Here is a 14,776-nt window from a genome sequence, read left to right on the forward strand (position 1 = left end):
CAGGGTGGGGCGGTTAAAGTGATATTTTCTGGATTAAAGCGCCGTGGCCAGATAGTGTTCCAGCATGAACTATCAGCCTGCTGCACTCTCTCAAGACTTAAATACTCTACCGAAGCTACCGTCTTGGGTCACCTCAGAACGTGCAGAAACCCTTGAAACTGTGGCTTTTCGGTCCGGTGCTGCCCTGACAGTCCTTGATCAGTTGGTAAGCGACCCGTCTCATGGCGTACCGGTCAAACTGCTGGCCAACCGTCTTGCATTGAAGGCAGCGACAGCCACTTCGAAACTGGAAGGACGGTTGGCGCGAGAAGCTGATATTCGCGACGCCTACCACCTGACACATTCAGGCGAGGCGCGAGGGCCGGATGGCGATCTGCTGGCGTTCTGGCGGGAGGCGGTGCGCTTACGTGTAAGCGGGATCGGCGAGATTGCGGAACTGGTCGGTGCTCACTTCGCGGGCGAGGTGGGCGTCTGGATCGATGCCGGATTGGAGCGCGCCCGGAGCCATGGGCCGTTGGCGGGCTGCGTGGCCGTCTTGGGCGCCGTGCTCGAGGCCGACGACCGGGCAGAACGGGTCGCTTGCCTGGTCTCGGATATCGTCCTGGCGCGGGTTCTGAACTGGAAGCAGGCGTTGCCGGTTTCGGCGCAGCGGCTGACAAAGGTGGCGCTGCGAGACTTGGTCGAAAACTTCCCTGGAGGCGAGCTGAAGGTCCAGCAGTGCATTCTGCAATCGATGGAAGAGGCGGTCCGCCATGCGCAGGACCTGGCACAACGCGGTGCAGCGTTGCGAACCGCGGCCCCAAAATTGCGGGCCAAGGGATCGGACGCGGCCGTCGCACTGTTCCTGTCTGAGGATGCCGTGGCGCCCTCAACGATGCTGTCCCCAATGATCCACGGGACCGCAATCCCGATGACTGACCGTGCGGCGCGGCGGTTCTGCGACCGACTGGTGGAGCTTGGCGTGGCGCAGGAACTCACCGGGCGATCGACCTTCCGGCTCTATGGGATAGCCCTATGACGGCCGCGACGAAGAAACAGAAACCAGCAAATCAGGACAGCGCCGTCTTCGACCTTGAGCTAGACGATCTGCCACAGGAACTGCGCTGGCGCGAATGGATGTGGCGGATCGAAGCGGTGCTCTTTGCCAGTGCGTCGCCGGTCAGCCGCGAAGACCTCGCGCGTGTGGTGGGGCAGGGGGCCTCGGTCGAGATGCTAATTGAGGATATTCAGGGGGAACTGACGGGTCGACCCTACGAACTGGCCCAAACCGCCGGCGGCTGGATGTTCCGGACAAAGGTCCAGTTTGCCGATGCCGTTAAGGCGGCCGCTGACTTTGGCGATCAGACCCTCGCGTTCAGCGAGATGGAGATGGGCGTGCTCTGCGCCATAGCCTATCACCAGCCAATCGACCGTGCAGGACTCAAGGATATTTTCGGCAAAGATGTGAGCCGCGATCTGCTGGCGCGTTTGCGGGTCAAAGATCTGATTGCATCGGGGCCCAGGTCGCCGAGGCCGGGCGCCCCGCATACGTTTGTCACAACAGAGACGTTTTTGATGACGTTTGATTTGCAGACATTGCGGGACTTGCCCGAGTTGGATTTGGCTGTTGAAAACGCGGATAAAGCGGCGCGGACAGCGCAGGTCTGAGGCTCATCGCTTTCAATTGGTCGTGCTTTGACTTTTAATCGGTCGGAGATGTGAGCAGACTATTCGTGCAAATGCACAGCAAAGTTTACGTGTATTTGCACATCATCGAGGTATAGGATTGACTTCTATAGCTCGAAAATGCCCGCTTTGTGAGTTATAGAAAGGGCCTCTATAACTCATGGTATGGAACTGGCAGATACTTGGCTGGCCGAATTTTCGGTATGATGTGGCAGCACTGGCACCGTTTGAGTTGCGTTTCTTGCTGTCGTCGGGTGAAATTCTGGTTGCCGTTTACCTTGTCAGTCTGTCTGAGCGCGATCAACTGCGCATGGACTTGCTGAGCGATGAAGCCATGAAAACCAGCGCCATTGAAGGCGAGGTACTTTATAGGCAAAGCGTGCAGTCCTTGCTGCGTCGTCAGCTTGGACTGTCGCCTGAAAGCTATCCGACTAAGCCCAGAGAGCAGGGGGTGGCTGAGATGATGGTCGATGTCTATTCGACCTATGCTCACCGGCCGTTGCCTTGAATTTGACGACTGGCGAACCATCTACTCCGCATCGCCATCCAGACAGCCAAAATGTCATAAAGCTATCCGTCACGTCTTGAGGTATGGAAGCTCCCGCATTGTTTGATTGTGTGAGAGTAAACTCATTCTATGCGCAACGATAATTGCGCATAGACGTTGTAATTGCGCATAGACTTGAAAGTTGCGTATAGAATGCCCATACTTGCGTATATAGCCTATGCGCAAGAAAGAAAAAGATGGTTAAAAAGGTCCCACCAGAAGCGCTGACTGAGCTGCTCAACATCGTCGCAGCCCATCCTAACGGCATTACCGCAGCGGACATTGAGAAGGCACTGATAGAACAAGTGCCACGCAGAACACTTCAGTATCGACTTCAACAGCTGGTCACCAGTGGCCAACTAAAGAGCACTGGAGATCGTCGTTGGGTCAAATACCTGCCTGTCTCAAAAGATACCCCAGATGCCACAGCAGAAACGTCCGGCGATGATTATGCTGACGTAATCAGGTTATCAGCAGAAGGGAAAATCGTTCGTGCCTATGTTGCGCAGCCCGTAGCAGGCCGAAAACCAGTCGGATACAATCGAGAATATTTGGAGTCATACCAACCCAACCAAACATTTTACCTTACATCGGCTGAGCGCAAACAGCTTGATGACCAGGGCAAGTCACCTGCGGGAACGCAGCCCGCTGGAACCTATGCAAAGCACATCCTAAATCGGCTGCTGATTGATCTCGCTTGGAACTCAAGCCGGTTGGAAGGGAATACATATTCGCTGCTCGATACAAAGCGATTGATCGAATTTGGCGAAGAAGCTGATGGACGGGATCATATCGAAGCACAAATGATCCTCAACCACAAAGATGCGATTGAGTTCTTAATTAATGCCGTTGATGACGTCGCATTCAACAGCTTCACACTCATGAACCTGCATGCACTTCTGTCAAACAACTTACTTGCTGATCCAACTGCATCTGGTCGCCTGAGATACATTGCCGTTGGCATCGAAAGCTCGGCATTCCATCCCCTAGAAACGCCACAGTTAATCGAAGAATGCTTCGGTGAAGTTTTGTCGAAGGCATCACAAATTGAAGATCCGTTCGAACAAGCCTTCTTTGCGATGGTCCATTTTCCCTATTTGCAACCCTTCGATGACGTTAACAAACGCGTTTCACGATTGGCAGCCAACATTCCGATAATCAAGGGAAACTTTGTACCCTTGGCTTTTTCCGATGTGCCCCAACGGGCCTATACAGAAGCAATATTGGGTGTTTACGAGCTCAATGACGTTGCCCTCCTGAAAGACGTGTTCTTTTGGGCCTATGAGCGATCCGTGGCGCAGTTTGCGGCTGTAAGGCAATCATTGGGGGAACCCGATCCGTTTCGCCTCAAGTATAGAACAGAAATCCGCGAAAGCGTCGCGTCGATCATTCGTGATAAGATCGGTCGTGGTGCTGCCATTAGCGCGATCAAGTTGTATGCGTCGAACAATGTCTCAGAAAGCGACAAAAATACCTTTGTTCAAGTCGTCGAAGAAGAGTTGCTCGGCCTGCACGTGGGAAACTTTGCGCGATATCAAGTCCGTCCGTCTGAATTTGCAGAATGGCAATCCCAGTGGGCATCATCATGACAGATCATTCTTTTGCAACAATCGCTGGTGATGACTTTGCGCGGCGGTTTTCGATGCGACCAGGTGGTCTGATGTGGCTGCTTGGGGCTGGCGCATCAGCGGCTGCTGGGATTCCGACCGCATGGAATATGATCTGGGACTTCAAGCAGCGACTCTATGTGAGCCAACGTCAGGTGTCTCTCAAGAGCGTTTCCGATCTGTCAAATCCGGCCGTTCGGCGCACTATCCAATCTTTCATTGAAAGTCAGGGCGACTTTCCTGAAATAGACTCACCCGAGGAATATGCAGCGCTGTTTGAAGCCGTTTATCCAAGTGAAGCCGATCGCCGCGCATATATCGATGCCAAGATCAAAGGGGCCAAGCCATCATACGGTCATCTGGCTTTGGCCACCTTGATGAAGGCGGGACACACACGACTATCCTGGTCAACGAATTTCGACCCCCTTGTCGCAGATGCATGTGCGCGCGTTTTTGAGGGTACAGGGGCCCTTACAACAGTTGCGCTTGATGCACCGGAGCTTGGCCGGCAAACTCTAAATGAAGAACGTTGGCCTGCAGAAATCAAGCTGCATGGTGATTTTCGTTCGCGTCGGCTCAAGAACACAGGTGACGAGCTACGCCAGCAAGATGCGACGCTGCGGGATCTTTTCGTAGGCGCTTGCAACCGGTCGGGTTTGATACTTGCCGGATACAGTGGCCGAGATGACTCAATAATGGATGCGTTGGAAGAAGCGCTCGAACACAAATCACCATTTCCTGGAGGGTTGTTCTGGTTACATCGCGGCGACAGCCTGCCACTTGATCGTGTCAGCGCGTTTCTAGAGAAAGCAAGCAAGAAGGGCGTAGATGGCGGTTTGGTGCGTATCGACAACTTTGATGAAACGTTGCGCGATCTCATTCGCCTCATGCCGGACCTTGACACGACCGTCCTTGACCAGTTTGCCGCAGAACGGGCAATTGTATCGCCGCCGCCGCGAGCGCGGGGCCGTGCCAGCTATCCGGTAATTCGATTGAATGGTCTGCAAATTGAAACTCTGCCAACGATCTGTCGCCGGGTCGTATGCGACATTGGTGGATTTCGCGAGGTTTCAGATGCCATTCAACGCGCCGGCGTCAATGTTCTGGCCACACGCTCGGCGAAAGGCGTACTTGCCTTTGGGGATGACAATGACGTTCGCGCCGCCCTATCAAATTGCAACATCAATGAGTTTGACCTTCATGAAATTGAAAAACGACGGTTGCGCTACGATAGCCATGAGCGCGGATTGCTAAAGCAGGCACTGTCAGAAGCGCTTTCTCGCGAACATCATCTCAGTCTTATCCGTCGCCGAAACACAGACTTGCTGTCGCCCTCTGACGTGAAGGAACAAAAATGGTTACCTCTAAGAAAGATGGTGGGCTATTTGTCTGGAACTGTTCCGGGTCATCCAGAAATCAGCTGGTCAGAAGGCATAGCCACGCGTTTGGACTGGGCCGACGACAAGCTGTGGCTGCTGTTTGAGCCACGTACGATTTTTACCGGCGTCACTGATGAAAACCGAGGCAGCACAACGGATTTTGCTCGGGAGCGCAGTGTGCGGCGCTACAATCGACAACTCAATGATCTGATCTCGTTTTGGAGTGACCTGCTGTCCTCAGAAGGGCGAGAATTACGTGCCGTGAATGCATCAACCGGTGTGGATGCCGCATTTGTACTGGGCCTCGCCACCGCGTGTTCGAAGAGGGCCCAGGTATGACCAGCGAGATTTCCCAACATCTGTGGTATCCGGAGCCGCGACTTCAGTTTCACCCCGAACACCTCTCAGACGTTGAGATACATCCTCTCAAGGGCCTGCTGCGGTACGGACCGTATTCAGCAGGCTTGATACCGGATCCCATCCGAGTCGCGACCATTGCACCTGCAGGTGGAAGCCAGAAGCTTTATGATTTTATGAAAGAACTCAACGGTCAATTCGACGCGACCGAACGCAAGGACTACTTGCCTCCTTGGCCAGGGTTCAGTCGTGTTTTCAACGTGCATATGCGTGCGGCTGCGCAAGGGTGCCATATCCAGTTGGATGACGAGCTGGGCAAGGACATGGCGCAGTCGAACTCACCTCACGTGGTGTTGTCATCAAGGCTAACGCGAGCATTGCAAAGCTTAGACGCAATGCGTCAGCAGTTTGATGTGATTTTCCTTTATGTCCCGGCGTCATGGTCTGAGGGCTTTACGGGGGGCGAGGGCGAAGATTTTGACCTTCACGATCACCTCAAAGCGGCAAGTGCAGCGCGTCGATTGCCACTCCAGCTCGTTCGTGAAGATCGGGCATTGGCATACAGGCATAAGGCCAGTGTTATGTGGCGTATTGGATTGGCACTTTATGCCAAAGCGGGAGGCGTTCCTTGGAAACTCGCGGACTCTGATCCCGACACCGCTTACATCGGCATTTCTTATGCCGTTCGTCCTATGGTATCCGACAAACCGCGATTTGTGACGTGCTGCAGCCAGGTTTTTGATGGCGATGGTGCTGGCCTCGAATTCGTTGCCTACGATGCAAACGAAGTCGAAGTGCAACGCGACAACCCTTATCTTTCGCGGAACGAGATGTTTCGAGTGATGACACGTTCGCTTGGGTTGTATCAGCGACGACATTCCGGGCGGGTGCCCCGACGCGGCGTTGTCCACAAATCGACCGAGTTTAAGCCAGAAGAAGTCCAAGGCTGCATGGAAGCGCTCCACCTTTGCGAAGCGGTTGATCTTGTCCAGATTGTCGAAGACGTGGCGTGGCGCGCTGCAAAAATTGATCCGCCAAGAGGCGGCAACCGTAAGGGCAATCCTGCGGCATATCCGGTCGAACGTGGTTCCCTGATAGGCTTGGGGCCACGTGAGTCTTTGCTCTGGATGCACGGCAATGTAGCCGGGATCAACGACAAGAATGCATACTTTCAGGGAGGCAAAGGTACGCCGCGGCCTATCAAATTGGTGCGTCACGCAGGTCATGGTCCTTGGGATGAAACGGCACAATCTGCACTCGCACTATCAAAAATGAACTGGAACAATGACGCACTCTACGATCACCTGCCGGTAACAATGGGATATGCAAAGGTGCTTGCCCGCGTCGTGAAACGTATGAGTGGTCTAGGCACCGCGCCCTATCAGTTCCGCTTTTTCATGTAGCAACCAGCTTTTGCGGTACGAATAGGAGATAATCCATTTGATGAGAACGGAACTCACCATGAACTAGGTAACATCAAAATTGGATTTGTGGGTCAAACCGAAGACGTTTCAACGCATTCAACATTTCCACCGCAGTTTGAGGCGCTGACCGATTCCTACTTTTCAGTTGGTACTGACGTCGACTTCTATCAAACCTTAGGGACTAACTGCTCAGAGACTTTTCGCAATGCGCTTCTGACAGCCCTACGCGACATCGTACTTGACCCAAGCAACCTTGAGCGCGCATCTGGTGAGAATGTCCTGAAAACATCTCTACTGCGCGATGTCAGCATGGCTTCCATTACCGGTCAGTTCAAACGTGTCCTCGAGGGTGGCGTGCCGGTCACTGACTTCAAGTTTTTGTTTGTACGTCAACAGGAAGAGAAATTTGCTGGATTGGAGGCCTCCTTCGAAGTCTTGGCAAGTTCAAAGCCAACGACCAACATCCACGCAGTTATAGGCCGCAACGGGGTCGGCAAGACGACCCTTCTCAATGGAATGATTGGTGCAATAACTGAACCCGAGGGCTCACTTGGCCAATTTGTTACATCATCGTTTCTTGGCAACCGCCCCATAGCTTCCGACTTCTTTAGCGGCTTGTTGTCGATATCCTTCAGTGCGTTTGATCCGTTTCAACCACCACCGGAGCAATCGGATCCAGAGAAGGGCCCGCGATATTCCTATGTTGGCCTGAAAGATATCCAGGATGACACTGGCACTCTTCTCAAGTCCCTCGGTGATCTTCAACGCGAGTGCATTCAAGGTCTTTCCAACTGCATGCAAAACGCGGGGAAGCGGCAACGCTGGCTAAAGGCAATCCAGACCTTGGAGTCAGACGACAACTTTTCCGAGATGGGGCTCATGGGTCTCGCCGATTTGACCGGAATAGCGCTTTCAACTGAAGCCACATCATTGCTGAACAGGATGAGTTCTGGTCATGCGATAGTTCTGCTCACGATAACTAAATTGGTCGAAAAAGTAGAAGAGAAGACCCTTGTTTTGCTTGATGAGCCGGAAAGTCATCTTCATCCGCCTTTGCTATCGGCTTTCACGCGTGCACTGAGCGAGCTTCTGTTTGATCGAAATGGTGTAGCAATCGTTGCCACACACTCGCCGGTCGTCCTGCAAGAAATTCCTGCCGCATGCGTTTGGAAGTTGACGCGGTCGCGGTTGGCGATCTCTCTTGCGCGACCAAGTTTGGAGACGTTTGGAGAGAATGTGGGCATTCTCACACGCGAGGTGTTTGGCTTAGAAGTCATCAAATCGGGCTATCACACTGTTCTTGCTGACGCTGTGAACACTGGACTGGCTTACGACAACATTGTTGCGGAGTTTGGAGGAGCATTGGGGTTTGAAGCCAAGGCCGTCCTAAGGGCAATGATCGCCGCGAGAGATCAAGGCGCAGCACTACAATGAAGTCCATGAGCCGTCCTCAGGTAGATCCAACAGATCTGCTGACAAATTGCATTGCGAACGTTACCGACGTCATGACCCAGGCGCGCTACACAGCCAATCAACAAGTCCTCGCGCAAGGTGCTTTGGATTATGAAACTGCGTCTGCCGCAACATCATGGTGTCAATTGCCACGGGTACCCAACGGACAGCCTCATCAGGTTGTTGCTGGCACATTGACTAAGCGACAATTGATGGATTTGTATTCCAAGCACTTGGTCGGCCCATCGGGGCCTGCCCGTGAGACCTATGACGCTATTCTTGTTGCCGCCAACGGCAAGTGTCCCTTTTGCGGCGGGATTGGTCACGCAAAAACACTTGATCACTATCTGCCAAAGGCAAATTTCCCACACTACTCGATTGTGCCAACCAACCTCGTGCCCTGCTGTCGTGACTGTAACACCGGGAAAGGAAATGCATTTCCGAATCAAGTCCAAACTCAACCACTTCACCCTTATCTCGATGCGGCCCATTTTTTTGAGCTTAAGTGGACACACGCAGAAATTATTGCCACCGATCCGGTCTCCGCGGTCTTTAGCGCCCGCCCGCCAGGCAATTGGACGGCTTGTGATCAACAGCGGGTAATTAGCCACTTTGACGACTATGACTTAGCAACGCGATATAGCATCGAGGCGGGTAGACGCCCGGGCGTTGGCTGACAATGGGATCGCATCGAAGCGCTACTTAATGAGTTCGCGGATTGGGTCAGCTTTCAAATCCGTCAGTGTTTTGATGAGATGTGTTTCCCAATCTGAGGCCAAGTGGCGGGACAACGCAGATAAGCGGCGCAACTTTGGTACAAGAATAGCGTACTCGTATCGTATGGGATGATCCAACCGGCGAAATACGACATCATCTTCGGTCATACCGATCAGTTTGGCGCTGGAGACGGTAAGCGGATCAACAATTGCGCAGCACTGACTGGCTGCGACAAATTTAAGCAAGGGAAGAACGGTTTGGCTGCGAAAACGCACGTTCGTCTTCACCTCTGCCTTGGCGAGTGCTGCCTGCAAGCGAAGCTCAAATCGGTGATCGGGCTGCATACTGCCCAGGGTCTGATCATGGAGCATATGCAAAGGCACAGTATCGCGATCAGAAAAGGGGTGGCTAACAGGAAGCGCAACAAAGCTGTTTCCAGAGATCTTTGTGATGTGGGTTTGCAGGGTGCGACTGTGGTCTTCGTCATAATCCCCGAACCCAAAATCGACGCCCTGGCTGCTGACAAGTTCGCGCAGTTGCGTGGAGCTACGCGTATGCAATGACAAACTGATATCAGGGCGGTTTTCAGCGAATGAGCTGAGGAATTCCGGAAATAAAACCGTTGACACGCCTGGCATGACCGCCAGTTGAACTTCGCCTTCGTCACCGACCTGCATCCGCTTCATCGTGCGTTGCAACTGGGACATTTGGCTGAGCATACTATCCGCTTCGGCCAGAAGGTAATACGCTTCGGGAACGGGTTTCAGGTTGCGTGTATCTCTGTCAAAAAGGGTGATGCCCAACGACACCTCAAGGCTCTTCAGCGCGAGGCTTACGGCAGGTTGCGTGCGCCCCAGATTATGGGCTGCCTCCGACATTGAGCCTGTTTTCATGACTTCACGAAAAACCGAGAGATGGTGCAGATTCATACAATATATAAATCATCCTTATGAATGCCAAACAACTTCAAATTGGTATTTATGAATTTTCCCGCTAGCATCGGTACATTCAAATCGCAGGCACGTGATCTGCAACAACCCGGGAGAAACAAATGACACTTCTTAAAACACTGTCTGGCGCGCTTGTCGTAGCGACACTTGCCGCGGCACCAGCTGCTGCACAAGATCCTACATTTTTCCGGATCGGAACAGGCGGCGCAGGCGGCACCTATTTTCCGATCGGCGGCACGATTGCCAATGGAATTTCATCGCCTCCGGGCAGCCGGGCCTGCGACGAGGGTGGCCAATGTGGTGTGCCCGGCCTGATCGCGATTGCGCAATCCACGACGGCCTCTGTATTCAACAATGCCGCTGTGCAAAACGGTGAATTGGAAGCCGGTCTTGCCGCCGCCGATGTGACGCGATCCATGTATTTGGGTGAGGGGAAGTTTGAAGGCAAGCCACACCCGAACCTGCGCATCGTTGCCAACCTGTTCCCTGAGGACTTGCATCTGGTGATGCCCGCCGGTTCCAGCATTGGCAGCCTTGCTGACCTGGAAGGCAAACGTGTTGGCATCGCCCAAGCAGGCTCCGGCACACAAGTTGCCGTGTTGCAAATGCTCGAAGCTTGGGGCGTGACCCGCGACAACATGGATGAGGCAGAGCTGAACAACAGCCAGTCGGCAGAGCGTTTGGCTGACGGTCAGATTGATGCTTATTTCTATGCCGCAGGCTGGCCTGTCGCAGCGATGGTCCAGTTGTCATCCACCAAGGGAATGTCGCTGCATTCGTTCAGCGATGAAGACCTTGCAAAGATCAACGAGATCATCCCCGCCTACATCCCTTCTGAAATTCCAGGCGGCGTGTATGAAGGTGTTGATGAGGCGGTAAAGACGCCTGCTGTTTCGGCATTGTTGGTGGTCTCGTCAGACCTCAGTGACGAGTTGGTATACGGTATCACTGCCGCGATGTGGAACGAAAATACCCGTCGTTTGCTGGACAACGGCCATGCCAAAGGCAGGCAGATCACACCAGACACTGCCCTTGATGGCATCGCAGCCTTGGGTGTGCCGCTTCATCCGGGTGCTGAACGGTTCTACCGCGAAGCAGGGTTGATGGAATAACGACCTCCCTGAGCTGGGGCAGCGCCACGCGGTGTTGCCCCATTTTTTTCAATATTCTGATGACCGAATTGGGGCGCTGCGATGAGCGAGACAGCCAATAAAGATGTGTTAGAGCTGACCGCCGAAGAACTGGCAGCCATCGAAGAAAAATACGACGAAGCGGCAGCGACACGCCCTGTTGGTCATAGGACTGGTTTGGCCTTGCGCGCGGTCGCCATTGTCTTCGCCATCTACCATTACGTTACAGCTGGGTTCGGTTTGCCTGCGGACCACTGGCACATGGGGTGGCACTTGTCGGGCTTGTTTATTCTGACCTATGCGTTCTACCCGGTGATCAAAACCAAAACCAGTTTTGACCTAAAAACCGGCATCATGCATATGGGCGGTGTCCCTTTCTTGGACGTGATCCTGATGATACTTGGCGCGGCTTCTGCGCTTTATGTGGGTCTCGCATGGCGCGGTATCCCGATGCTTGGCATCGAGGAGCAGACCTTCCGCATGGGCAACCCCAACAACTACGATATGTTTTTTGGTGTGGTTATCATTGTTCTGGTGCTCGACATCGCCCGTCGCACGCTGGGATGGGTGTTGCCTGCGATTATATCGCTTTTCATTATTTATGCGCTCGCTGGTCCCTATTTCTCGGGTCTTTTGCAGCACCCGGGCGTCAAGTTCCGCACGTTTGTGTCGTCAATGTATTTCCCACAGGAAGGCATCTTTGGCGTCACCCTTTGGGTTGTCTCGACCATCGTGTTCCACTTCGTCCTGTTCGGCGTGATCGCGCAGCGGACGGGTCTTGGAAAACTCTTCATCGACAACGCCACGATCCTTGCCGGGCGCTACACGGGCGGGCCCGCAAAAGTGTCTGTCGTGTCTTCGGCCTTCTTTGGCACGATCTCGGGCTCCTCCGTGGCCAACACGGTGTCGACCGGTGCGCTGACAATCCCCAACATGAAACGCCTGGGCTACCCTGGCCATTTCGCTGGTGGGGTTGAGGCTGCCGCATCCGCTGGTGGCCAGATCACACCGCCAATCATGGGGGCTGCGGCCTTTATCATGGCCGAGTTTTTGGAACTGCCCTATACCACCATTGTGATCGCTGCGATTTTCCCGGCCCTATTGCACTATGTTGGCGTGTTCACCGTCGTCCACCTGATGGCCCGCAAGTTGGGCCTGAAAGGGTTGGCCAAAGAACAGCTTCCTTTGCTGGCCAATGTCTGGCGCGAGGGTTGGGCAAATATCATCCCGCTGATCGGTCTGCTTTGGGTGCTGTTCAGCGGCTACACGCCTTTTATGTCCGCCTTCTGCGGCATCTCTCTGGCAGTTGTCGCGGGCATGTCCCGCCTCAAAGAGCCACCAACGCTGATCTACGCCTTAGCCTTTGGGGCATTTGTGGTCTGGAAATTTATGGGTGGCGGGTTTGAGCCGCTCACGGCCTTGATCTTGCTATCGGGCACCGCCGTCGCAACCCTGAACCCGCAGAAACGCGTGCTGTTACCCGAGATGTCGGAATCGGTTGAGCTTGGTGTGAAATACGCGCTAGCGGTCGGTGCTGCCTCTGCCGCCGTGGGCATCGTGGTCGGTGTGATCAACACGACGGGTATCGGGTTCCGCATCGGGTTCATGGTGACACAAGGCGCGGGCAATCTTGCCAATGACATCTACGCCTTGTTCAGCTTCGGAGAGTTCGCGCTGTTTGCCGTTGAGGATCTGCAACTGTTCTTATCGCTGATCTTTATCGCAGTGGCTTGTATCTTGATGGGCGCGGGTATTCCAACGACGGCGCTCTATATCATGCTGGTGTCTGTCGCACAGCCAGCACTCGCTCAGTTAGGCGTACCGCCCATCGCAAGCCACTTATTCGTGCTGTATTACGGTGTGGTGGCCGAGATTACACCGCCCGTCTGCACCTCGGCCTATGCGGCGGCGGCAATTGCGAATTCGCCCCCGTTCAAGACGGGCATTTCTGCATTCACGCTTGGCCTTGGCAAAATCGTCGCCCCCATGGCCTTTGTCTATGCGCCAGTACTGTTGTTTGTGTCCTCAACAGGCTTTGATCTGTGGGAGTTCACCTATTCCGCCACAAGTTGCATCGCAGGCGTTGTCGCGCTGTCTGCGGCAGTCGTCGGCTACTGGCTTGCCCCGATGGGCGCCATCAACCGCATCCTGTGCGCGATTGCCGGGCTGGTGTTCATCGCACCGTCGCTATCTGCGGATCTGGCCGCTTTGATCATCGCGAGTCCCGCGATCATCCTGCAGGTTCTGGCCCGTCGCAGGACCGCAGCAGCGGCGGCTTAACATGGGCAATGACGCGCAACATGTTGGTATTGTCGGCGGTGGCATCGTGGGGATCTGCGCGGCATTGGCCCTGCTGGAAGTCGGGCAGAAGGTTACTTTGATTGATCGGGATGCACCGGGACAAGCAACATCCTTTGGCAATGCGGGCATCATTTCACCTTGGTCAGTTGTGCCACAAGCGATGCCCGGCATCTGGAAAGAAATCCCGGGCATGCTGCTGCGCCCGGACGGGCCCGCAGGTGTTTCCTTGCGGCACGGCCCGTCTTATATTCCGTGGTTGGCGCGGTTCTTGAAAGAAAGTCAGATAGATCGGGCACAGGCCAATTCCGACGCCATGCAAATCCTCTGCGGGGATGCGGTAGCGCTATACCGGCATCTGCTTATCGGCACCGGCCACGAGGGCCTGATAGCAGATGCCATGTATGTGCATGCATATCGCGATGGGGCCAAGGCGGACTTGCAGGCACTTGGGCACCAGATGCGCGTTCTGAAAGGCGCGGATTTGGAACGTATCAGCGCCGCCGACCTGCGTAATTTGGAACCGGCTTTAGCGCATGATTTCGAAGCGGCAGTCTTGATCAAGGGACAAGCGCGTGCGCGCGACCCTGGCAAGATCGGGACAGTGCTTGCCGAAAAGATTGAACGGCTTGGCGGGCATGTGCTGCGTATGACGGTGCAAGACCTCAAGCCCCATGATGCAGGCTGGCAAGTCAACGGCGATACAGGGCCCCATCACTTTGACAAGGTGGTTCTGGCTGCGGGGGTTTGGTCAGCTAAGCTTCTCAAAGATCTTGGTATCAATCTGCCATTGGCCGCTGAACGGGGATATCATGTGTCATATCCTGACTGCGAAGTCGCCTTGAATAACTCGGTGATGGATGTGCAGGCACATGCCGTCGGCAGTTCCATGGAAGCAGGCCTACGTGTCGCGGGCATTGCGGAATTTGCAGGGATTGAGACGGCCCCCAACCCCAAACGTATCCGGGGGCTGCAACGAACCGCCGAAGCGATGGTTCCAAGCTTAAAAGGAAAAACCCCAGAGACCTGGATGGGAACGCGCCCCTCCTTTCCTGACAGTCTGCCCGTCATTCAGGAATTCGCCGCCCACCCCGGATTGATCGGAGCGTTTGGCCATAGTCACTATGGATTAATGATGGCCCCAAAGACGGGACGCATAGTGGCTGATATTGCAACGCACAGCCGACACAATATCGACCTTTCTCCGTTTGGCGCTGAACGTTTTTGACTACAGAGCGCAGCCAGTGGCG

At 54.4% G+C, this 14,776-nt stretch carries 11 protein-coding genes and 1 pseudogene; 11 read left to right on the forward strand and 1 reads right to left on the reverse strand.

The genetic code is table 11. The features are described from left to right. Nucleotides 1-64: 64 nt before the first annotated feature. From ACZ1G5_RS19660 to ACZ1G5_RS19695, 8 genes and pseudogenes are all read left to right on the forward strand, one after another. Nucleotides 65-1,018: a DUF1403 family protein gene (locus ACZ1G5_RS19660; protein WP_472734581.1), complete on the forward strand. Its 954-nt coding sequence runs from the start codon at nucleotides 65-67 to the stop codon at nucleotides 1,016-1,018. Then, complete coding sequence (gene scpB / locus ACZ1G5_RS19665; RefSeq protein WP_472734582.1) at nucleotides 1,015-1,647, forward strand: SMC-Scp complex subunit ScpB; 633 nt, start codon at nucleotides 1,015-1,017, stop codon at nucleotides 1,645-1,647. Before ACZ1G5_RS19660 ends, scpB begins: the two co-directional genes overlap by 4 nt. Before the next feature lie 178 nt (nucleotides 1,648-1,825). Further along, nucleotides 1,826-2,155, forward strand: a pseudogene (locus ACZ1G5_RS19670) (DUF4172 domain-containing protein); the annotation flags it as partial. 254 nt (nucleotides 2,156-2,409) lie between these two features. Further along, nucleotides 2,410-3,801, forward strand: coding sequence for a Fic family protein (locus tag ACZ1G5_RS19675; RefSeq protein ID WP_472734583.1), 1,392 nt, complete (start codon nucleotides 2,410-2,412; stop codon nucleotides 3,799-3,801). A gap of 128 nt (nucleotides 3,802-3,929) precedes the next feature. Then, entirely contained in the window at nucleotides 3,930-5,537 is a 1,608-nt protein-coding gene (locus ACZ1G5_RS19680) for an SIR2 family protein (RefSeq protein ID WP_472734584.1), read from the forward strand. 194 nt (nucleotides 5,538-5,731) lie between these two features. Beyond that, nucleotides 5,732-6,958, forward strand: coding sequence for an argonaute/piwi family protein (locus ACZ1G5_RS19685; RefSeq protein ID WP_472734585.1), 1,227 nt, complete (start codon nucleotides 5,732-5,734; stop codon nucleotides 6,956-6,958). Nucleotides 6,959-7,045: 87 nt separating this feature from the next. Further along, nucleotides 7,046-8,413 (forward strand): AAA family ATPase, encoded by a 1,368-nt coding sequence (locus ACZ1G5_RS19690; RefSeq protein ID WP_472734586.1) that lies wholly within the window; start codon nucleotides 7,046-7,048, stop codon nucleotides 8,411-8,413. Continuing rightward, entirely contained in the window at nucleotides 8,410-9,108 is a 699-nt protein-coding gene (locus ACZ1G5_RS19695) for an HNH endonuclease (protein ID WP_472734587.1), read from the forward strand. Before ACZ1G5_RS19690 ends, ACZ1G5_RS19695 begins: the two co-directional genes overlap by 4 nt. A 21-nt stretch (nucleotides 9,109-9,129) precedes the next feature. Here ACZ1G5_RS19695 and ACZ1G5_RS19700 read toward each other — a convergent pair whose 3' ends face one another. After that, nucleotides 9,130-10,077: a LysR family transcriptional regulator gene (locus ACZ1G5_RS19700; RefSeq protein ID WP_472734588.1), complete on the reverse strand. Its 948-nt coding sequence runs from the start codon at nucleotides 10,075-10,077 to the stop codon at nucleotides 9,130-9,132. A 122-nt stretch (nucleotides 10,078-10,199) separates the two neighbouring features. Between ACZ1G5_RS19700 and ACZ1G5_RS19705 the strand changes: the two genes are divergently transcribed. The 3 genes from ACZ1G5_RS19705 (at nucleotide 10,200) to ACZ1G5_RS19715 (ending at nucleotide 14,754) form a co-directional block, all read left to right on the forward strand. After that, the gene (locus tag ACZ1G5_RS19705) at nucleotides 10,200-11,210 is read left to right on the forward strand and encodes a TAXI family TRAP transporter solute-binding subunit (protein ID WP_472734589.1); all 1,011 of its coding nucleotides are present in this window, start codon (nucleotides 10,200-10,202) and stop codon (nucleotides 11,208-11,210) included. 81 nt (nucleotides 11,211-11,291) lie between these two features. Then, nucleotides 11,292-13,508, forward strand: coding sequence for a TRAP transporter permease (locus tag ACZ1G5_RS19710; protein WP_472734590.1), 2,217 nt, complete (start codon nucleotides 11,292-11,294; stop codon nucleotides 13,506-13,508). A gap of 1 nt (nucleotide 13,509) precedes the next feature. Next, on the forward strand, nucleotides 13,510-14,754 hold the full coding sequence (locus ACZ1G5_RS19715) for an NAD(P)/FAD-dependent oxidoreductase (RefSeq protein ID WP_472734591.1): 1,245 nt from the start codon (nucleotides 13,510-13,512) through the stop codon (nucleotides 14,752-14,754). Nucleotides 14,755-14,776: the final 22 nt, after the last annotated feature.

Source organism: Yoonia sp. JB2-21 (assembly GCF_055693545.1).

Bases quoted from the DNA above. Each gene is read 5' to 3' on its own strand.
- ACZ1G5_RS19695 (WP_472734587.1), top strand. From the start codon at position 8,410: ATGAAGTCCATGAGCCGTCCTCAGGTAGATCCAACAGATCTGCTGACA.
- ACZ1G5_RS19660 (WP_472734581.1), top strand. From the start codon at position 65: ATGAACTATCAGCCTGCTGCACTCTCTCAAGACTTAAATACTCTACCG.
- ACZ1G5_RS19710 (WP_472734590.1), top strand. From the start codon at position 11,292: ATGAGCGAGACAGCCAATAAAGATGTGTTAGAGCTGACCGCCGAAGAA.
- scpB (WP_472734582.1), top strand. From the start codon at position 1,015: ATGACGGCCGCGACGAAGAAACAGAAACCAGCAAATCAGGACAGCGCC.
- ACZ1G5_RS19675 (WP_472734583.1), top strand. From the start codon at position 2,410: ATGGTTAAAAAGGTCCCACCAGAAGCGCTGACTGAGCTGCTCAACATC.
- ACZ1G5_RS19680 (WP_472734584.1), top strand. From the start codon at position 3,930: ATGATCTGGGACTTCAAGCAGCGACTCTATGTGAGCCAACGTCAGGTG.
- ACZ1G5_RS19715 (WP_472734591.1), top strand. From the start codon at position 13,510: ATGGGCAATGACGCGCAACATGTTGGTATTGTCGGCGGTGGCATCGTG.
- ACZ1G5_RS19685 (WP_472734585.1), top strand. From the start codon at position 5,732: ATGAAAGAACTCAACGGTCAATTCGACGCGACCGAACGCAAGGACTAC.
- ACZ1G5_RS19705 (WP_472734589.1), top strand. From the start codon at position 10,200: ATGACACTTCTTAAAACACTGTCTGGCGCGCTTGTCGTAGCGACACTT.
- ACZ1G5_RS19700 (WP_472734588.1), bottom strand. From the start codon at position 10,077: ATGAATCTGCACCATCTCTCGGTTTTTCGTGAAGTCATGAAAACAGGC.